The sequence below is a fragment of the Coprococcus sp. HPP0074 genome, assembly GCF_964238105.1.
Taxonomy (GTDB): Bacteria; Bacillota; Clostridia; order Lachnospirales; family Lachnospiraceae; genus Faecalimonas; species Faecalimonas umbilicata.
Genome location: NZ_CAXSKS010000003.1, coordinates 289,793 through 311,036, shown reverse-complemented (window position 1 = coordinate 311,036; position 21,244 = coordinate 289,793). Strand labels below are relative to the sequence as shown.

Annotated in this window: 19 protein-coding genes; 5 read left to right on the top strand and 14 right to left on the bottom strand. The window is 42.7% G+C overall.

The genetic code is table 11. The features are described from left to right. Positions 1-110: 110 nt before the first annotated feature. Positions 111-1,058, top strand: a complete 948-nt coding sequence (locus tag ACESPO_RS05950; RefSeq protein WP_499788602.1) for a diacylglycerol/lipid kinase family protein — start codon at positions 111-113, stop codon at positions 1,056-1,058. Between the two features lie 161 nt (positions 1,059-1,219). Further along, a complete protein-coding gene (locus ACESPO_RS05945) occupies positions 1,220-1,870 on the top strand; it encodes a phosphatase PAP2 family protein (protein WP_499788601.1) in 651 nt (216 codons plus the stop codon). 182 nt (positions 1,871-2,052) lie between these two features. On the opposite strand, the gene ACESPO_RS05940 is transcribed toward ACESPO_RS05945, so the two are convergent. From ACESPO_RS05940 to ACESPO_RS05910, 7 genes are all read right to left on the bottom strand, one after another. Next, positions 2,053-3,726 (bottom strand): amino acid ABC transporter ATP-binding/permease protein, encoded by a 1,674-nt coding sequence (locus tag ACESPO_RS05940; RefSeq protein WP_499788600.1) that lies wholly within the window; start codon positions 3,724-3,726, stop codon positions 2,053-2,055. Further along, positions 3,726-5,492, bottom strand: coding sequence for an ABC transporter ATP-binding protein/permease (locus ACESPO_RS05935; RefSeq protein ID WP_117578025.1), 1,767 nt, complete (start codon positions 5,490-5,492; stop codon positions 3,726-3,728). The genes ACESPO_RS05940 and ACESPO_RS05935 overlap by 1 nt, the downstream gene beginning before the upstream one ends. After that, entirely contained in the window at positions 5,467-5,877 is a 411-nt protein-coding gene (locus ACESPO_RS05930) for a YbaN family protein (RefSeq protein WP_336304663.1), read from the bottom strand. Before ACESPO_RS05930 ends, ACESPO_RS05935 begins: the two co-directional genes overlap by 26 nt. Further along, positions 5,877-6,251, bottom strand: a complete 375-nt coding sequence (locus ACESPO_RS05925) for a hypothetical protein (RefSeq protein ID WP_336304662.1) — start codon at positions 6,249-6,251, stop codon at positions 5,877-5,879. Before ACESPO_RS05925 ends, ACESPO_RS05930 begins: the two co-directional genes overlap by 1 nt. A gap of 284 nt (positions 6,252-6,535) precedes the next feature. Then, positions 6,536-8,029, bottom strand: a complete 1,494-nt coding sequence (locus ACESPO_RS05920) for a BCCT family transporter (protein WP_336304661.1) — start codon at positions 8,027-8,029, stop codon at positions 6,536-6,538. Positions 8,030-8,043: 14 nt separating this feature from the next. After that, positions 8,044-9,348, bottom strand: coding sequence for a betaine reductase selenoprotein B (gene grdH / locus ACESPO_RS05915; RefSeq protein WP_117578029.1), 1,305 nt, complete (start codon positions 9,346-9,348; stop codon positions 8,044-8,046). A 14-nt stretch (positions 9,349-9,362) separates the two neighbouring features. After that, positions 9,363-10,688: a glycine/sarcosine/betaine reductase component B subunit gene (locus ACESPO_RS05910; RefSeq protein WP_009263041.1), complete on the bottom strand. Its 1,326-nt coding sequence runs from the start codon at positions 10,686-10,688 to the stop codon at positions 9,363-9,365. Between the two features lie 238 nt (positions 10,689-10,926). Here ACESPO_RS05910 and ACESPO_RS05905 point away from each other — a divergent pair, with 238 nt between their 5' ends. Then, complete coding sequence (locus ACESPO_RS05905; RefSeq protein ID WP_016441606.1) at positions 10,927-11,580, top strand: TetR/AcrR family transcriptional regulator; 654 nt, start codon at positions 10,927-10,929, stop codon at positions 11,578-11,580. A 123-nt stretch (positions 11,581-11,703) separates the two neighbouring features. On the opposite strand, the gene nagA is transcribed toward ACESPO_RS05905, so the two are convergent. From nagA to ACESPO_RS05870, 7 genes are all read right to left on the bottom strand, one after another. Further along, on the bottom strand, positions 11,704-12,828 hold the full coding sequence (gene nagA / locus ACESPO_RS05900; protein ID WP_270196363.1) for an N-acetylglucosamine-6-phosphate deacetylase: 1,125 nt from the start codon (positions 12,826-12,828) through the stop codon (positions 11,704-11,706). 193 nt (positions 12,829-13,021) lie between these two features. Then, positions 13,022-15,214, bottom strand: coding sequence for a DNA topoisomerase III (locus ACESPO_RS05895; RefSeq protein WP_336304660.1), 2,193 nt, complete (start codon positions 15,212-15,214; stop codon positions 13,022-13,024). A 262-nt stretch (positions 15,215-15,476) separates the two neighbouring features. After that, on the bottom strand, positions 15,477-16,226 hold the full coding sequence (gene truA / locus ACESPO_RS05890; RefSeq protein WP_009263045.1) for a tRNA pseudouridine(38-40) synthase TruA: 750 nt from the start codon (positions 16,224-16,226) through the stop codon (positions 15,477-15,479). A gap of 10 nt (positions 16,227-16,236) precedes the next feature. Next, on the bottom strand, positions 16,237-17,061 hold the full coding sequence (locus ACESPO_RS05885) for an energy-coupling factor transporter transmembrane component T family protein (RefSeq protein ID WP_009263046.1): 825 nt from the start codon (positions 17,059-17,061) through the stop codon (positions 16,237-16,239). Beyond that, positions 17,058-17,948, bottom strand: a complete 891-nt coding sequence (locus tag ACESPO_RS05880; protein ID WP_009263047.1) for an energy-coupling factor transporter ATPase — start codon at positions 17,946-17,948, stop codon at positions 17,058-17,060. Before ACESPO_RS05880 ends, ACESPO_RS05885 begins: the two co-directional genes overlap by 4 nt. Next, a complete protein-coding gene (locus ACESPO_RS05875) occupies positions 17,933-18,784 on the bottom strand; it encodes an energy-coupling factor transporter ATPase (protein WP_016441615.1) in 852 nt (283 codons plus the stop codon). Before ACESPO_RS05875 ends, ACESPO_RS05880 begins: the two co-directional genes overlap by 16 nt. Before the next feature lie 135 nt (positions 18,785-18,919). Further along, positions 18,920-19,438: a peptidylprolyl isomerase gene (locus tag ACESPO_RS05870; RefSeq protein WP_008976631.1), complete on the bottom strand. Its 519-nt coding sequence runs from the start codon at positions 19,436-19,438 to the stop codon at positions 18,920-18,922. Between the two features lie 397 nt (positions 19,439-19,835). Between ACESPO_RS05870 and ACESPO_RS05865 the strand changes: the two genes are divergently transcribed. Further along, positions 19,836-20,105 carry a TM1266 family iron-only hydrogenase system putative regulator gene (locus tag ACESPO_RS05865; RefSeq protein ID WP_008976632.1) on the top strand — a complete coding sequence of 90 codons (270 nt, stop codon included), beginning with the start codon at positions 19,836-19,838 and terminating at the stop codon, positions 20,103-20,105. Positions 20,106-20,122: 17 nt separating this feature from the next. Continuing rightward, positions 20,123-21,208: a [FeFe] hydrogenase H-cluster radical SAM maturase HydE gene (gene hydE, locus ACESPO_RS05860; protein ID WP_016439732.1), complete on the top strand. Its 1,086-nt coding sequence runs from the start codon at positions 20,123-20,125 to the stop codon at positions 21,206-21,208. The last annotated feature ends 36 nt before the right edge of the window (positions 21,209-21,244 follow it).

Sequence of the window (21,244 nt, the reverse complement as noted above, 5' to 3'; positions counted from 1 at the left end):
TCCCTCGATCTTCTATTCGTCAACTTTATCTTAGCAAACAAAAGTAGTATTTCCTCTTTTTTTGTTGTATACTTGAGAAAAAACAGCAGATACGAGGAGAGTATAGACTCATGTACATATTTATTGTAAATCCAGCTTCCCGCTCCGGACATGCGAGCCAGATCTGGACAGAAATAGAAACACTCCTGAAAGAACGGAACATTTTATATCGCGTATATTTCACTTCTCACCGAGGACATGGCACAAAACTTGCACAACAGCTTACGAAAGACCTCTCTTCCCGCACAACACTGATTGTTGTAGGCGGTGACGGAACGGTCAACGAAGTATTAAATGGCATAGAACATCCGGAGCATATTATCCTGGGATATATCCCAACCGGTTCCGGAAATGATTTTGCAAAGGGAATGGCTCTCCCATCGGATCCACAAAAAGCATTGGAACTGATACTGTCTCCAAACAGTTACCGAACCGTTGACATTGGAGTTCTCAAATATTCTGAAAAAGACACGGAAAAAATACGGAAGTTCGCCGTCAGCACCGGAATTGGTTTTGACGCCGCAATCTGTCACCAGGCTCTGGTGTCCAGACTGAAAGTCTTACTGAACCGTATCCACTTAGGTAAGCTTTCCTACGCATTTATTTCACTGCGCGAACTTGCGCTGCACAAACCTTGCCGCTGCCGCATTTCGTTTGACAACGGAACAGAAGTCACTTTCGAGAAGCTTCACTTTGCCGCCGTGATGAACCAACCTTTCGAAGGCGGAGGATTTCGCTTCTGTCCGAATGCTCAGAACAATGACGGCAAGTTAGATCTCTGTATGATCCACGATGTCTCTAAGATAAAACTATTATTTTTGATGGCAATCGGATTATTTGGCTGGCATACCTCTCTAAAAGGCGTCGACACATTCCGATGCAAACAGGTCCAGATCCATACCAGCGCTCCTATGCCGGTACATGCAGACGGTGAGTCTGCCTTTCTTCAGAATGCCATCTCCGTCACCTGTGAACAAGAACGCCTGCTCATAATCGCACCACAGACAATACAAAAGTAATTTATAAAATTTTTCCGGAAAATTATTAAGATACTATGAACTTAGTTGTTGTTCCATTTCATTCATGTTATAATCTCCTATAACTTAAACTGCCTTTCCCCTGTTGTTACAGGCTCTGTCAGGCAGTGATCCGACAATGACGAAAGAGAGTTGTAAAAACTATGAAAACATTTTTGAAAAAATATAAGCATGCGTGGGTATTTCTCTATGGACTGATCTATCTGCCATGGTTTTTTTACTTAGAGCAGCATGTGACTACAAAATTTCATGTTATCCACACCCCGTTGGATGATAAGATTCCTTTTATCGAATACTTTATAGTTCCATATATGCTCTGGTTCGCTTTTATCACTGTGACGATCGGATACTTTTTCTTCCGTAATACGAACGAATTTTACAGACTCTGTCTCTTCCTTTTCACAGGAATGACTATCTTTTTGATTGTATCCACGCTATATCCAAATGGTCAGTTATTAAGACCGGATACCTTTGCCAGAGAGAATATATTTGTAGATATGGTTCGTACCCTCTATGCTACAGACACGCCGACGAATATTCTGCCGAGTATTCATGTGTACAATTCCCTTGGTGCCTACATCGCCATCTCCCACAATCAAAAGCTCCGGGAGAACACGCTGATCCACTACGGCTCTCTCGCATTGACTGTACTGATCATTTTATCAACAATGTTCTTAAAACAGCACTCTGTTATCGATGTACTTCTCGCCGGTGCGATGGGCGCTGTGATGTATGTTCTCGTATATATGAGGGAACCCAGTAAAGTAACAAAAGTAGCGGAACAGACCGTATAACTTCTACTAGAAGATACCTTTTTAAATCTTTTCTTAAATTTTTATACTATTAAAATCAAAAAGTGCCGCAGCCCACATCCTGCGACACTTTATTTTTTATATTTTTTCTTATATTTCTTTCTTCATTCTACACTATTAGAAAGAAATGCGTCAATGACTCTTTGATGAATTTCCCCCTTCTTTTAAGAAGCGCGTCCTTCTTTCATCCGGATGACACAATCTGCAATCTTCATTGTAGACTGTCTGTGGGATACGAGAATAATGGTCTTATCTTTCTGTTGTTCTTTAAGCACTTTTAAAATCTCTGCTTCATTTAAGCTGTCTAGGTTACTTGTTGGTTCATCAAGAAGAATAACCTCACTATTATGCAGAAATGCTCTTGCAATTCCAATTCTCTGCCGCTCTCCGCCGGAAAGCTGATGGTTTCCTTCTCCGATCACTGTGTCATAACCATTTGGAAGACTTTCGATCCATTCATGGATATTTGCCTTCTTACATGCTTCCACCACTTGCTCATGAGTACTTCCAAGTCGTGCCAACTTTACATTATTTTCAATGGTATCTTCAAATAAATATGTATCCTGAATCACGTAGCTCTCCAGTGCGCGAAGACCGTTTGTACTCCACTCTTTGATCGGTTTGCCGGAAATGCTTATCTCTCCTTTCTCTGCATCCCAGAATCTCATCAGCAATTTGATCAAAGTTGATTTTCCAGAACCACTCTTTCCTACGATTCCAAGTATCCCGTTCTTTGGAATTTCCAGAGAGACATCCGACAGGATCTGTTCTTCCTCCTCACCCTGTTTGTAAGAGAACGTAAGCTCCTTTATGTGGAAGCCATCAAAAGAAGGTTCTGCTCCTTTTTCTTCTACCTCCTGGATCAGCGGCTCTTCTTCTAGCAGTTCCAATACCCGGTTGCCACTCGCAAATGTGTGAAGCAGGTTATTTGCGAGATTGTTGAGTGCTGTCACTGGTCCGAAAGAGCCAAGCATCGAAATCGTACTGATCACAACCCCCTCTGTATTTAACATCCCTTTCTGGAAGAGATATACAGATGTCATTAACATCAGAAACGAGAAAGCAAGAATCGCACAATCGCAGTTTGCTCTTGCTTTGCCTTCGCAGTTCTTTAATCTGCCCTGCAGTTTTGTCAGCGCTTCACTTTGCTGATCTATATTTGCCAATCGCTCTTCTCCACAATCGTATTGAATGACCTCTCGAAGACCTCGGATACTGTCGAGAAAATAAGTGTTGATCTCCCCGAACTGATTGCGATAGCGATTTCCATCCTCTTTTCCCATCTTACTTGTGATCATCGGAAGAATAACTCCGACTGTCACATATCCTGCCAAGGCAATTAGCGCAAGTGCTGGATGATAGCTGGCAAAAAAGGCAATCATCACCGCACAAGTCAACACAGCAATACAGACCGGCGAAATCGTATGTGCGTAAAATACTTCCAAAAGTTCAATATCACTTGTCAGTATTGCAATCAGGTTTCCCTTGTCTTTTCCTTCCAGTTTCGCCGGAGCCAGTTTACGAAGTTTCTGAAATACTTTATCCCGAATCAGAGCCAGGAGACGAAATGCAATGTAATGGTTACCCGCCTGTTCCCCATAGCGGAGCGCTCCTCGAAGAACCGCAAGCGCTGCCACAACGATAAAAACGGTATGTAAGGACATTTTTGTCTGGACTCCCAGCACTCCGAGAAGACCGTATCCTCCCAGGATCGTAATAAATGTTGCACAGAGATACCCAATCACTCCAAGAATGACCGCCCCTGTCATAATCAGCCACATCGGTTTTACAAGTCCGATCAACTGCATGACGATTTTGATTCCACTTCTCCTCTTCATTATATTGCCTCCTCCCGATATTGTTCTAACGCTTTCTGCAGTTCATACATGTCTGCATATGCGCCTTGCTTTTCAAGAAGTTCTTCCTGCGTTCCTTTCTCGATCACACAGCCTTTTTCCATCATATAAATCTGGTCACTGTCTGCCACATTGGCAAGGCGGTGTGTGATCTGAATTACCGTCTTCTCCCGCGCAAGATTTCTAATCAACTTCAAAATAATTTCTTCACTCTCTACATCAATATTACTTGTCGCCTCATCAAAAATATAGAGTGCACTGTCATGAAGAAGCGCTCTCGCGATACAAAGTCTCTGTTTCTGTCCACCAGACAAATTTGCCGCCTGCTCATCGAGCATTGTATCCAGTCCGTTCTGCGTTTGGAAAAACTCATACAGATTAACTTTTTTAAGTACCGCAAGAAGTTTTTCCTCTGTTGCAGATGGATCTCCCATCAACAGATTTTCTCTAACACTCCCCTTAAACAGATAATTTTGGAAAGATACAAGCGTCATCTGTTTCATGCGCTCCTTTACCGGGATCATCCGAATATCCTTGCCACAGATCAGCACCTTTCCACTCTGCGCAGTCTGATACCCCATAAACAGTGATGCCAGTGTACTCTTTCCACAACCAGATGCACCGACAACTGACACGAGCGAACGAGAAGGGATGTCCACTGTCACCTCTTTCAAAATCGGCTGTTCTTCCTCATAGGCAAATGTAACCTGCCTTGCCGAAACTGCATACGGCACACGGTCATTTTTTTCTCCAGCCTTCTCTCTCTCCTGCTTATCGTCCATATCCACTTCCTCTGCTTCCATATCCAGTAGCCGAAACATCTTATCGCTTGCCGCCATTCCATTCATCGCAATGTGGAAAAATGAACCGAGCAGCCGTAGTGGAATGAAAAATTCTGCCGCAAGCAAAATGATTGCCAACGCCTGCATCATATTTAAGTTTCCTGCCCGCAGTTCCATACAGGAAAAAATAACTCCAAGCGCACTTCCCCCATAAGCGATCAAATCCATCAAAGTCACTGAGTTTAGCTGCATCGTCAAAACCTTCATTGTAATTTTCCGGAAATGTTCTGCATCTTTGTTCATCTCTTCACTTTTATAGCCATCACTTTGATAAACCTTCAATGTGGTCAGTCCCTGAATATTGTCAAGAAAATGATCTCCCAACTGCACATAACTGCCCCAATATTTTGCCAGTAATTTTTTTGCAAATTTCTGTATGGCAATGATGGAAGCCGGGATGAGAGGTACACATAAAAATAGGATCAGTGCAACTTTTACACTCATAAAGGAAACAAGAATAAAAAGCGTGATCGGGGCCAGCAGACTGTAAAATAACTGCGGAAGATATTTCCCGAAATATATTTCGAGCTGTTCTACGCCCTCAGCTGCCACCTGAAGAATTTCAGAAGTAGAAAATGTTTTCTCATACTTCTCGCCAACTTTCAAAAGATGTTCGTAAATCCGGTGACGCAGTTTCTTCTTTACATACTCACTGGAACGATGGGAATACGCTGCCTCCAGCCTCAAAAACAGACGACGTGCTGCAATGACACCGGCAAATACTCCTATGCTCAAAATCAAGGAAATATTTCCGGCATTTCCTTTTACCACTTGCCAAAGAACATTGGAAATGTAAAATATGAGACAAATATTGCAAAGGAGCGCTGCCCATTGAAGCAGTACCTGCATTCCGATGTACTGCTTTGTCTCCCCCATCTCTTTAATTAATCGCTTGTTGATCATCATGGTATATTATCCCTTTCTTTTCTCTTTTCTTTACCGTCTTGATCCTGCATGTAAAATAGTAATATTTCAATAGTATCAGACACAAAATGAAGGTCCGCCCATATACATTTTCCATCATAAAAAATGCAATCAGAAGAAAGATTGATGCAAATGTCAGTATCACCACTTTGGTCTTTCCTTCCATCTCCCGGTTATTCACAAATCCTTCCAAATGATTCTTATATACCTTTGTCTGTCTGAACCACTGATCTACCCGTCTGCTTCCCCGGGTAAAACACACTGCCGCCAAAAGCAGAAACGGTGTCGTCGGGAGTACCGGAAGCACGATTCCTGCACAACCAAGCACAAATGCAAAAAATCCGATTGTCAAATAAATAAATTTCATCACATACCTCCTATATGAACGATGACTGCAATCACTGTGAGCACTGCAAGTATCCGATGCACGATCATCCATTTTTCCTTAAGAACCCGTTTCAATCCATAACTCAACCATAATAAGATCAGAAGTAGAAAACAGATTTTTCCACTGAACATTCCATCCAAATTTCCGGCTTTGATTTCTACAATTCCGTGAAGCAGCGAGACTACGATTATCCATACTCCCATTTTTTTATGTATTTTCCGCAAAAAACAATCCACACTCTTTCTTTGCTTTTCCTTGGATTTTTCTGAAAATCTAAGAATTCCAAGCGGATAAATAACACAGAGCAGTACAAATAATACTGTAGCTGTTACTGAAAGCAATATATTTAACATAATAAGCTCCTTTTTCTATAACCTAAAAGCAATTTTGAATATAATTTTCAATATCGTTTATATTACCATATGTTTTTCCTGTTTTCAATATGATTTTGATATTTATTATCATTTATCACTTTCCATTTTGTTAAAATACGAAGAACTGTTATAAAATCAAAAAAGAGCTGTCGCTTCACGATTGATCATCGTTAAAGCGACAGCTCCGTCTTCTGCAGATAAATATTTAGTAACCTTCTTCCGCTTTTCCATTGCCTATCCCTAGCTAAGAAAATCAGAGTTGTTTATATCTTTTCTTTTTTCACCGATTTGATAAAGGCCGCACATGCGCCAAACATAATAAATATAAATGGAAATGCGGCAGCTAACGATATCGTTTGCAGTGGTTTCAATCCACCTGCCATCAAAAGACCTATTGCCATTATGGATTGAATAATTCCCCATAAAACCTTTTTACTGTTTGGAGGATTGATTGCACCGTCTGTTGTTAACATAGATAGCACGTATACACCAGAATTGGCTGATGTAACAAAGAATGCACACAAAGAAATAATTGCAACAATTGCTAAGATTGATCCAAGCGGATATTCCTCAAGAACCATAAATAGCCCAACTTCCGGTGTTGCCACAACTTCTTTCAAGGTTTCAATCGCCATAGCGCCTGTTTCCCCAAGATTGATCCCCAGACTTCCAAATACTGCTCCCCAGATACAAGAAGCAATCGCAGGTACAAGAACTACTCCAAGCAAAAATTCCCGAATCGTTCTTCCTTTGGAGATGCGGGCAATAAATACACCGACAAAAGGAGCCCATGCAATAAACCATGCCCAATAAAATAATCTCCAACTTCCGAGCCAACTATTATCCCCATATGCATTGACAGCAAGCGCATCCGGAACAAAGCTTCCAATATATTGCCCCATTCCATTTACAAAACTATCCAAAATTTCAATTTTAGGTCCCACTAAAAAACATACAACAAGGAGACCGACTGCAACATATAAATTTGTATCCGAAATGATCTTAATCCCCTTGTCAATACCAGATACCGCCGAACCAATATACAGTATTGATACTACTACAATAATCCCAATCTGAACCGCTAAAGTTGTCGGAAGACCAAACAAACGATTGAAACCTGCATTAATCTGTAATGTTCCAAGTCCCAGAGAAGTAACAACTCCTGCTACTGTCGCAAATACTGCCAGGATATCTACCAATTTGCCGAGCCAACCATTTGCTAATTTTTCTCCGATCAACGGTTCTAATATGCTACTTACAAGACCTTTTTTATTTTTTCGGAACATAAAGTATGCCAGTGCGAGTCCAATCACCGCATAGTTTGCCCATGGAAGGATCCCCCAATGCATAAAAAAGGATTTCATTGCGAAGTCTGCTGCTTCCGGTGTGGCGCTTTCTACGCCCACCGGATTTAAGTAATGTGTCAACGGCTCTGCAACACCCCAAAATACAAGACCTACGCCCATCCCACATCCAAAAAGAAGTCCAAACCACGTAAGATTACTGTATTCCGGTTTAGAGTCATCCCCTCCAAGACGAATCTTTCCATACTTTCCAAAAGCCATGTAGATAACAAATACTAAAAAGATCGTCATTGCGAGCAGATACAGCCATCCAAAATCTGTTGTCAAAAACGTAAATGCTGCATTAGAAACTTTTGTAAAACTCTCATTTAACGCCACTGACCATATAGCCATAATTGCAATCAAAACAAGTGAAACAACAAATACTGCACTTCCTGCTTTTGATTTTTTCATTCAAGGTTCCCCCTTTATACTTTGAATACTGTCTGCTCTGTGATATCTGCTGCAAGAGATTCCACCGCCACTTTCGTTCTATGGTATCTTAACTTCCACTGTTCCTCTTTCGTTGTTGCTGGATCTCCCAACGGATATGGAATAGAGATTGTCGGAACAATTCTATTAGAACCAACTGTTTTTGCTACCGGTATCAAATTACACATCTGCACGATTGGAAATCCTGCTTTTTCTACTTCTTTTACCATCGTTGCACCGCAACGTGTACAAGTACCTCATGTAGAAACCATAATGACACCGTCTACTCCGTCTTCTTTCAGATATGGAATAATCTCTTTTGCCATTCTCTCTGCTTCCGCCTGTGTTGTTCCGGTTCCCACCGTCGTATAAAAGTAAGGATGAAGGCTTCCAAAAACACCTTCTTTCTCAAGCTCTTTCAATGCATCTACCGGAGTAATGACATTCGGATCTGCATCTGCTGCCGCCGGGTCAAAGCCTGCATGAATTGTTTTGTATTCTCCTCCTTTTAATACTGCATCTCCGGAAATATCGTATCTTCCCCACCTTGTTGCCGATGCTGACTGAATATGATCCGGATTTTCTACTGGAACAATACCGCCTGTATTTAACAGAGCAATTTTAGCATGCCCGAGATCTTTGATTGCCGGTGCAATCGGTACTCTGTCCAGCTTTGGCATTGGAAGTTCCGTCTCAAATGGTTGCCCATTTAATTTTTTCACCAGCATCTCTACCATTCTTTCTGAAGCTGGCTTTCCATCTCTTCTCCACACCTGCCTGCGTACTCCACGCGGGAAATAACCCTCTTCGTCCGCGCTTCCTACTTCTTCTCCATTTAAAATCTTATTTGCAAGATTTACCATTGCTTTGACATCTGCACGCATTCTGGAAGCAATGTTGCCACCTTTTAAGATGTACATATCTTTTTTGAACATCTCTGCACCCGGATTTTCCTCATTAATCGATGTGATTACCGGTACATTGTATTTTTCTTTGACAGCTTTGCAGATTGTTCCGCATGCTACTCCATATCTTCCCGCCTGAAATGCAGGTCCTGCAAGAAACAGATCAAACTCTTTGTCTGACAACATATCCAAAATCGTGCTGACAGCTTGCTCTGTTTTGGATCCCATAAAGTTATCGCCGCAAATAATGGTATGTGTGATTTCTGCATCCAGATCTTTTGCAAATTCTAATGCCGGTCCGATTTTTCCCTCATGAATCTCAGGAGCAACATCCGCCTTATCTTCTCCACCAATCTGACCAAAAAATTGATTGATATATAAAATCGCTTTCTTCATTATAAATTCCCTCCTTAAAATTCTTTCATGGTCTTTGGTGACCAGCCACATACCTGATCTCCACAGAACATAGAATTGTTTTCCATAATAATAGATCCGTCTTCTCGCACAGATGGTCCGAGTTTCTCATCTGCTGCCCATCCTCCGGACAATCCATCACGTCCAAGAGCCTGCAATTCACCGAGTACGGTTTCCATTGGAGGAAGTTCAATCAATTCTGAAACATTACCACAAGATACAATTGCATCACACTTTTCATCCAATGTTACAAGTGGCTGTGACTGTCCATCGCGCCCTGTACATTCATTAGAAATTCCGACTGTCTTAACCCCGGCATCTTCCAATGCTACAATGCATCCAACAAAATCCGCATCTGGATTTCCATATCCTTCTTCCGCCACGACTGCTCCATCCGCACCTAATGTATTTGCAATCTGGGCCACATAGAGCGCCGCTCTTTCTTTCTGTTCCAGAGCAACATTTAAATTTGACATAATTACACCAAGGAAATTGATTGTTTTTCCATGCTCTTTATATAATGCCTTGATATTCGGGCAATTTTGGAAATCATATGTAGACCATTTAGAGGAAACCGGCATGAAACTTCCTGATACAATTGCTCCATCCAACACCTCATTTGGATGCATCACCGTCGGAAGCATACGATTCATATCCCATCCATAGGCAAGATCATTATATCCTAATTCTTCCATCTGAGACTGCGGCTGCATCACATATACGACTGAAGGAAGTTTTTCTACTTCTTCTCCTCGTTTGATCATAGCTCCAAGATCAAATACTTCTGTCTCCTCCGGCTCTAATTCTTTGACACAGTTTGCAATATATTCTGCCAGTTTGTGCCCCGCTCTTCTCAATGCATCATTTTTCTTCTGCTGTTCATGCTTTTCAAACTCTTCATTCGTATCTGCAACAAGTACAATATTCATCAATTGACCAAAAAGTGTATATTTCTGACCTTCTCCGCTCATATCGATGATTCCATCCTGAAATCCGCCCCAATGTCTTCCGACTACAAGAACACTACAATTTTTCAAAGCATATGTCACACCCTCGCCTGCTCTTGTCATATCCCCTGTGTAACCCGGAAATGCACTTCTCCCATCTGGACGTACACGCGGTTCAATTGCTTCTTTTACCGGACACATGCGAATTTGATCTCCTGGCTTTGCAATGTAAAGTTCTGCTTCTGTAATTCTTTCATCCTGTCTGATATAATTCAGTGCGGCTTCTTTCTCGATTGTAAGAATACCATCTTCATATGAAAGCTCGTTTCCAAAAACAATGTCTTTCACATAGAAATTTCCTATTTCTAGTCTCATGATTTTTTCCTCCTTGTTTTATGTGCATTCTGCACAATTTATTTTTTACTAATCGCGCTTAGTACGTCATTTATACTATTAAACTATCACTAAGCGCGCTTATTGTCAATAGCTTTTTTCAATATCATTTATCATTTTTTTCTATAAACCTTTTCTCTTGAATTCCTTTCTTTTTCGTACTATACTAATCACATAAGTTTTAACTTATCTAAATAAAGAGTGGGAGAATTGAACATCTATGATCGACTATACAAAAGATAACTCTAAGCGCGAGAATTTGATTCAATTTATCAAAGTAACACAAAAACTTCTTGATGAGGATGGCTTGAAATATCTGTCTATCCGAAAAATCGCCACTGCCTCCGGTTTTCATAACTCTACTATTTATTTTTACTTTCAAGATTTAGATGAGCTGATTATGCTTGCTTCTATTTCTCGTTTCCAAAAATACAGCGAAAAATTAGAAGCTCTAAATTACACTTCTGATGTTTATGAAAAATTCTATGCTATTTGGGATTGCTTCGCAGAATCTGCCTTAAAGTATTCTTGTATTTTCCACAACTTTTTCTTCGGAAAACACAGCGATAATCTTCCTGATTTTTTAAATATTTATTATGATTTATTTCCAGAAGAACGTAATAAATTCAGTTCAGATATTGAGGCAATGTATTTCGGAAAAAACTATACAGAGAGATGCAGAAAGATTCTGATTCCACTAATTGATGATCCGCGTACAAGGGTTACGGAAAAAACTCTTGACATTATCACAGACATCACTGTGAGTCTCACAAAAGATCTTTTAGAAAAAAAATGTAATCATCCAGAACTTTGCTCTGAAGACCTTCAGAAGCGTATGTCAGAAATCTTACATTTCGTCATCGATAAATTCTAAATTTCTTTGTGCAAAAAGATTATAATAAATAAAAATTAGAAAAAGACAACAGGTTCCCCTCTCGGATTTCCTGTTGTCTCCTCTTTTTTTCTTTTATAAATAATTAATTTTTTCCTATCAAACTTATTCTTCCCAACGAATCACTCTTCCATTTTGGATTACTGCCTTGAGTGATAAATCTTCCCGAAGCAGCACAACATTTCCAACTTTTCCTTCTGTGATTGAACCATACTTATCATAAAGTCCCACACTCTTTGCAGGATTCATCGTTGCCGCTGCCACTGCACTTTCAAGCGGAATCTGCATCTCTTTCACTGCCACGCGCATACAGTCTGCCAGATTTGTCACGGAGCCTGCCAACGCACCTCCTTCTACCAATGTAGCTCGATTTCCTCTCACCTGTACTGCCTGTCCTCCAAGTGTATACTCTCCATCTGGCATCCCAGTCGCTCTCATACTATCACTGATCAAAACAACTCTGTCATCTCCAAACATATCGAAAGTAGTACGCACAACCGATGGATGGATATGTACCCCATCTGTGATTAATTCTACCATACAATGTGCACTGTCATGTGCCGCCCCGATCACTCCTGGTGCCCGATGTGAAAATGGAGGCATTGCATTGTACAGATGTGTGGCATGATTTGCTCCCAGATCGTATCCTTTCTTCGCAATATCATAATCTGCAAGTGTATGTGCAAAAGAAATATTGACTTCCTCTTTTAATTCCTCAATAAATTCCATTGCCCCATCTACTTCCGGCGCAATATCTACCAAACGATACAGTCCATTTGCAGCCTCCTGCAGTCTGCGAAACATCGCAATATCCGGTTTTACAATATGTGTGGATGCCTGTGCCCCTTTCTTTCCAGGGCTGATAAACGGCCCCTCCATATTGATTCCTGCAAGGTCAGCTCCTTCCGTTGCCTTATAATTTCCAGCAATCTTTGAAATCTCCATCAGTGTCTCCTCCGGAAGTGTCATTGTTGCAGGAACGATCGTAGTCACTCCCTGAGCTGCCTCGTATTTAGCAATCTCGGCAATCGCCTCCTCTGTCCCATCGCAGAAATCATACCCTACACAGCCATGAAAATGAACATCGATCATTCCTGGAATCGCATAACAACCTTCTCCATCGATCACTTCTCCGTCTGCCTCTTTTGCAAAAACTCCGTCTGCGATTGCAATCTCTCCTTGTTGAAACTGTTTTTCTTCTGTAAATACTTTTACATTTTTAATCTGCATTGTCCTTCTTGCAGAGTACGGCGCGCCATCAACTCACACCTTTGCGCGTCGGTTTCCCTGCGCCTCCTTCTTTTTTACTGTATGTTATTATACTACACGCAAAGACATCTATACAACATTTTCTCACATAGGAACACTATAAAAATGCTCAGCCTCTTGTGCATCGTTTCCCTTTTCCGATCATCCTTCCATCTTACAATTTCAGCTTCGCAAATGCATCTGCAAACGCTGTATTGACCGGCTCATCTTTCTGCTGCTTCAGATACCGCTGGACATCCTTCTTGCTTACCCCTGCACCCTCTTTGGCTCTCCGTGCCTTGAATGCAGACATCTTTTCCTTATGTCCACACGCGCATACAAACTGCTCTTCATCACCTTTTTTAATAATTTCCATCTTCTTGTGACAATTCGGGCATCTCGCATTGGAAATGCGGGCGATCACTTCTTTGTATCCACAGGCTCTGTCCTGGCATACAAGCATTCTTGCATTTTTCCCTTTGACCGCAAGCATCGGTTTCCCACACTCCGGACACTTCTTATTTGTCACATTGTCATGGCGGAATTTTCCGTCTCCCTTTTTAATCTCCTCTATCAGCTCCTCCGTATAGTTCCTGATCTCCTCAAGAAATTTTTCTTTCCTTAGGCTCCCCTTTGCAATCGCTGACAACTTCCCTTCCCAATCTGCTGTCAGCTCAGGCTTCTTTAAGTCTTCCGGTACAAGCTCCAGAAGCTGCTTGCCTTTGGACGTAATATGGATTTCTTTTCCTTTTAGCTCCATCAAAAATGAAGAAAATAATTTATCAATAATATCCGCTCGCGTGGCAACCGTTCCAAGCCCTCCGGTCTCCCCTAGTGTTCTGGCAGCTTTTTGATCTCTGCTCTCCATATATCTGACCGGATTTTCCATCGCAGACAGCAGCGTCGCCTCGGTAAAATGTGCCGGCGGTTTTGTCTTTCCTCTTGTCACAGCCGCCCGCTCCACCGGCAATCTGTCACCGGCTTCTATCGTTGGAAGAGACTGTTCTTTCAGTCCTTCCTCCGCCTCTTCTTCCTCATAGTCATAGACGGTTTTCCATCCTGCTTCCTTTACGATCTTTCCTTTTGCAACGAAATGTTCCTCACTGTTTTTTCCTGCATGTTCACCTAAAACCACCGCATGCAGTGTGGTCTGCTCATACTCAAACGGAGGATAGAGCACACTTAAAAACCTTCTCACAACAAGATCGTAAATCTTTCTCTCCTCACTTGTCATATGTTCCAGCTGGACATACTGTTCTGTCGGAATGATCGCATGGTGGTCACTTACTTTTTTATCATCTACAAACGACTTGTTCGTGCGAAGCGGCTTCATCACAAGACTTCCTGCCAGCTTCTTATATGGCCCAACACTAATTGCGCGCAGTCTGTCCTTGATCGTATCTACGATATCCGTGCCAATGTATCTGGAATCCGTCCGAGGATACGTCAGCACTTTGTGATTCTCATAGAGTCGCTGCATGATATTTAACGTTTCCTTTGCAGAAAATCCAAATTTTTGATTGGCGTCTCGCTGCAGTTCCGTCAAATCATAAAGCCCCGGCGCATATTTCTTTTTCGCTGCTTTCTCCACCTTTTTCACAGACAGTTTCTCATTGGAAACAAAACTGCTGATAGTTTCTATCCGCTCTTTTGAAAACGACCGGAAACCTCCCGACTTTTGATCCTGCCATGTCCACTGAATCTTTCCCGCCTGCACCTGAAGACCATAATATTCCTGCGGGCGAAATGCGCGGATTTCTTCTTCTCGTTTTGCAATCATTGCCAATGTCGGTGTCTGCACACGCCCACAAGAAAGCTGTGCATTATATTTGCAGGTCAGCGCCCGTGTCGCATTGATCCCGACAAGCCAATCTGCCTCTGCGCGGGATACCGCTGCTGCATAAAGATCATTGTATTTTCTGCCGTCACAAAGCTTTGCAAATCCCTCCCGGATTGCCTTATCTGTCACAGAAGAAATCCAAAGGCGCTTGATCGGCTTTTTGCATCCCGCTTTCTCAAGAATCCATCTCGCCACAAGCTCCCCTTCTCTTCCTGCATCTGTTGCAATGACAATCTCCCCGATATCTTTCCGAAACAGCTGCTCCTTTACCGCACGGTATTGTTTCGCCGTCTTCTGGATCACAATCAGTTTCATCGGCTTTGGCATCATTGGAAGAACTTCCATCTTCCACTCTTTATACTCTTTGCTGTATTCCTCCGGATCTGCCAGCGTCACAAGATGACCGAGCGCCCATGTCACTACATACTTCTCTCCCTCTATCGCACCAGAAATATTTTTTGTACACTTTAATACACGCGCAATATCTCTCGCAACGGAAGGTTTCTCCGCGATTACTAATGCTTTCATTTTTTGCTCCTTTATCTTTATTTTTATCTATCATATTTTTGAACTTTTTAACTTAACCCCCTCTATTCTAACGTATTTCTTTTAAATCATCAAACGGAATTCTTGCTTCTTTCTCTGCCCCCTACTGCAATCTGAGACACAAAGTTGACTTTTCTCAATAAAAAAAGCTAAAGAGTTATGATTTCATAGGGTGTTTCTTTCTGATTTTTCAAAATTTCACAACCTCAAAATACATTTCTTTAGCTTCCTTCTTTTCACTATTCTATTTCTTCGGATAACGGATCTCCACCAGCATCAGACCATGTGCCGGAGCAGTCACTCCTGCAGCCTTTCTGTCTTTTGCCTCCAAAATTTCTTTCACTTTCTCAGGGGTATAAAATCCTCTTCCTACGCGAACCAGTGTTCCCACGATAATCCGAACCATATTATAGAGGAATCCGTTTCCGCTGATCCGGATCGTAATCTCCTCCCCTTCTCTCAAGACTTCCAGCTCGGTCACCGTCCGCACAGTATCTTCCACTTGTGTCCGCACATTACAGAAACTGACAAAGTCATGCTCTCCGACAAGATAATCTGCCGCCTGCTGCATCCTTTCTACGTCAAGATCGTAGGAAACAAAATAGTTTGTCAGTCGCTTGGTCGGAATTGGCGTCCGCGTATTGATAATATGGTATTCGTATGTTTTCTCACAATCGCAATACCGTGGATGGAAATCCGTGGCTACTTCCTCAGATTTTACAATCACAATATCATCTGGGAGTCTCTGATTTAATGCCATCGCGATCCGCTCCGGCGGGATGCTTGTCGCACTGTCAAACACTGCCACATTTCCAAGGGCATGTACCCCAGAATCTGTGCGGCTGGCGCCGATCACTGCAATATCTTCCCCAGTCAGTTTACAAAGTGCCTTATTGATCACTTCCTCCACTGTGATTCCATTTGGCTGTACCTGCCATCCACAGTAATTTGTCCCGTCATACGCGATCGTCAGTTTGATTCTCTTTTTCTGCATAACTCACCCTCTAAAATATCCACAGATGAAACGGCACATATCTTCCGATTCCAACAACGATGACAAGATAGACTGCCATCACTGTGTAAGACAGATAGTCCCGTGAATGATATACAAGCGGTTTCATCTTTGTTCTTCCATCCCCACCGCGGTAACATCTTGCCTCCATCGCCATTGCAAGGTCATTGGCACGACGGAAAGCAGAGACAAACAGCGGTACAAGGATCGGAATCATATTCTTTGCCTTTTGAATAATATTTCCACTCTCCAGATCTGCCCCCCTTGCGATCTGTGCTTTCATAATCTTATCTGTCTCTTCCAGCAGAATCGGAATAAAGCGCAGCGCGATCGACATCATCATCGCAATCTCATGCACTGGAACATGAATCTTATTCAGCGGTCTTAATAGCTTCTCAATCCCGTCTGTCAACGCATTTGGCGTTGTTGTCAATGTCATGATCGTAGAACCTGCGATTAAAAATACAAGACGGATTGCCATAAATACCGCTGTGCGAAGTCCTCCTTCCGTGATTTTAAAAATCCAGACTTTGACTAATACGTCCCCTTCATTTGTCAAAAACAAGTTAAAAATCACTGTGATCATCAAAAGCATTACAACCGGCTTTAATCCTTTTACAATAAATTTGACTGGAACCTTTGATAACCAGATCACTCCGGCAAGAAAGCACCCGGCAATCACATATCCAAGTACACTCTTAAATAGAAACAAAGAAATCAAATACAATAATGTACAAGATATCTTTACTCTCGGATCCAGGCGGTGCAAAATACTGTCCGCCGGATAATACTGTCCTATTGTTATATCTCGAATCATTTTCTCACCTGCCCATCTCTGCTGCCTGCTTCCTTCTTCTCCCCGGATACCACTCGCAGAATCTCGTCTGCAGCCTCTTCCACCGTTGTCGCCTCGGATGATACCAAAATCCCATTTTCTCTCAAAGCATTCATAATATAAGTAACCTGTGGTGCCGCAAGCCCTACTGCTTCCAGCTCCTTGTAATGCGCAAACACCTCCCGCGGAGTTCCATCATACATCTTCTCTCCGCGATTCATCACAATGATGCGCTCCACATATTTCGCAATATCTTCCATACTGTGAGATACAAGAATGACCGTCATATCTTTCTTTTCATGGAGAAGGGCAATCTGATCTAAGATCTCATCTCTCCCTTTCGGATCCAGCCCTGCGGTTGGCTCATCAAGTACGAGTACCTGTGGATGCATTGCAAGTACCCCTGCGATCGCAACTCTTCGTTTCTGTCCGCCAGACAGATCAAATGGAGATACTTCATACAACTCTTCTGGAAACCCGACAAGTTTTAATGCCTCTCTTGCCCGCTCCTTACACTCTTCGGGAGACAATCCTTGATTTTTCGGTCCGAAACAGACATCTGTGATCACATCTGTCTCAAATAACTGATGTTCTGGATACTGAAACACAAGCCCCACCTGACTTCTCAGCTTTCGCAAGTCATACTGTTCCCCGTAAATATTCTCCCCATTATACTTCAACACCCCGCTCGTGGCCTTGATCAATCCATTGAAATGCTGGATCAGTGTAGACTTCCCGGAACCTGTATGTCCGATGATCCCTACAAACTGCCCGTGGGGAATCTCCAAATTGATATCTTTTAGCGCCTTTTTTTCATAGGCTGTCCCTTCACTATATGTATAATTGATATGTTCTAATGTAATTGACATAATTCTTTCACCAATTCCTCTGTCTTTAAAATGCCGTTTGAAAGCGGCAGACCTCTCTGCTGCAATTCATAGGCAAGCAGCGTGACCTGCGGCACATCCAATCGATATTTCTTTAATTCCTCTACCCGGGAAAAGATCTCCCTCGGTGTTCCTTCCATCACAACATTTCCCTGATCCATGACGATTACCCGGTCAGCATCAACTACTTCTTCCATATAATGTGTGATCAGAATCACTGTCACTTTCTCCCGACGTCTAAGTTCTTCCACGGCACGCAGCACTTCTTTACGCCCATTTGGGTCAAGCATCGCAGTCGGTTCATCCAGTACAATACATTTTGGCTCCATTGCCACAACTCCTGCAATCGCAACGCGCTGTTTCTGCCCTCCAGATAATTTATTCGGGGAATGATGCCGATACTCGATCATCCCAACCGCCTCAAGACTTTTCTCAACACGTTTCCAGATCTCCTCTGTGGGCACTCCAAGGTTCTCCGGACCAAATCCGACATCCTCCTCTACCACGGTTCCGATGATCTGATTGTCTGGATTCTGGAATACCATCCCCGCAGACTGTCTGACCTCCCACAGATTATCTGGTTCTTTCGTATCTCTGCCATTTACCCACATCGTACCTTCTGTCGGTGTCAGGATCGCATTCATATGTTTTGCCAGTGTAGATTTTCCTGAACCATTATGACCAAGGATCGCAACAAACTCTCCCGGCTCCACATGAACATCGACCGCATTGATTGCCCGATGACTTCCGATTATATTTCCTTCTTCGTCTCTTTTTTCATATTCATATACAAGTTTCTCTGTCTGAATCATTCGCATGGCTGTTCCTCGCTTTCTACTCATTGTTGCCAGCTGCCTTTTATTGTACTGGAAGCCAAGTCGTATTGCAAGAGAAAAAGCTGCCCACCGGTTGTTTTGGTGTGCAGCTCTTTTCTTCATTTCCAAAGATACTTGTTATCTTTTCTCTGGTTCCGGATACTCTGTTCCCATTGTATCTACAGTCACTTTCTTCATTCTCTGTGTCTCCAACGGACGGTCACTGTAGTCTGTCGCTGTCTCTGCGATCTTATTTACGACATCCATGCCATCTGTTACCTTTCCGAATGCAGCATAAGATCCGTCTAAGTGCGGAGAAGTTTCGTGCATAATAAAGAACTGTGATCCTGCAGAATCCGGATGCATTGCTCTTGCCATAGAGAGAACTCCCGGCTCATGCTTTAAGTTATTTGTAAATCCATTCTGCTTAAATTCTCCCTTGATCTGATATCCCGGGCCGCCCATTCCTGTTCCGTCCGGACATCCTCCCTGGATCATGAATCCACGGATCACTCTGTGGAAGATCAGTCCGTCATAAAATCCTTTCTGTACTAAAGAAATAAAATTATTCACTGTATTTGGTGCGATCTCCGGATATAATTCTGCCTTGATCACATCTCCGTTTTCCATCTCAAATGTTACGATTGGATTTGCCATAATCTGTCTCCTCTTTTCTCTGATTTTTGCCGGCCTCTCCCCGGCTCTCCAGTCTTTTTCCGACTCTTCTTTATTGTAACGAATTCTTTTCCCCGCGTAAACCCCTTTTCACACAAGTTCGTCAAACAATAAACTTTTATTGCCGTCCGCTCTTCCACATGTTATACTGAAAAAAACGTACTGATCATAAAGGAATTCCTGAGTGAAAAGGCGAAGAGGACAACAAAATGACTGACCGTATACGGTATCCTTCCTGAAACTGTGCATGATACCATATGGAAAACACTCATCAGACTTTGCCTTCTCGCAGAGTCTTTTTTTCTAAAAAGATCACATCACTCTTCCTCAGCTATCCCGATATGATACGATTACCACATAAGAATTACAGGAGGTCTTTATGGAACAAACACCTACCAGAATCGCTCTGATCGGTATTGTCGTGGAAAACAGCGATTCTGTCGAACAGCTCAACAGCCTGCTCAGCCAGTATGGCAACTATATCATCGGAAGAATGGGAATCCCTTACCGTGAGAAAAGCCTCTCCATCATCAGCATTGCTATGGATGCACCCAACAACGTGATCAGCGCCTTATCTGGGAAAATCGGAATGCTTCCCGGTATTTCCAGCAAGACAATTTATGCAAAGACAACTTCCGCGGAACTTTAAGAAAGGCAGTATTTTCTATGAATAAAATAGCAGAACAAACTTTGATCACCTTGATCGATCAACTGCGTGACACCCATCTCCTCTCGAAAGAAGAGTGGATGTTTCTGATTGAAAACCGCACCCGCGATGTGAGCGAATATCTATTTTCACAGGCACGCGAAGTCAGGCACCAACATTATGGACATGATGTGTATATCCGCGGTCTGATCGAATTTACAAACTATTGCAAAAATGACTGCATCTACTGCGGCATCCGGAAAAGCAACCTAAATGCGTGTCGCTACCGACTGAGTGAAACAGATATCCAAAACTGCTGCCGTACCGGATATGAACTGGGCTTTCGCACCTTTGTCCTTCAAGGCGGAGAAGATGGCTGGTTTACAGATCAAAAAATTATCTCTCTGATCGAGAAGATTAAAACAGACTTTCCGGACTGTGCTATCACACTCTCCATCGGCGAAAAAGAACGAGAAAGTTATCAGGCATTTTTTGATGCTGGGGCGGATCGTTATCTTCTGCGGCACGAAACATATAATTCCACCCACTATGGCAAACTGCATCCACCGGCACTGACCGCCGCCCACCGGCAACGCTGTCTGTATGATCTGAAGGAAATCGGCTATCAGACCGGAACCGGATTTATGGTCGGCTCTCCTTACCAGACTGCCGAGCATCTCGCAGAAGATATGTTATTTATCCAACAACTGAATCCACATATGGTCGGAATCGGACCTTTTATTCCGCACCATGATACCCCATTTGCCGCACAGCCGGCCGGCACGCTGGAACTGACCTTATTTATGCTCGGACTTCTGCGACTGATGATTCCAAAGCTTCTGCTGCCTTCGACAACTGCGCTTGGAACGATCGATCCAAACGGAAGAGAGCTTGGTATTCTTGCCGGAGCAAATGTCGTTATGCCAAACCTTTCTCCAACCGATGTGCGAAAAGATTATGCGCTCTACGACAACAAAATCTGTACGGGAGATGAAGCTGCTGAATGCCGGCACTGTATGGAAAAGCGGATGGAGAAAATCGGCTACCATGTTGTCGTAGCCCGCGGAGATTCTTTGAATACCGAAACAATCCCACCAGTAAACTAATTGCATGAACTCATGCCAAAACTATCATATTCAAGA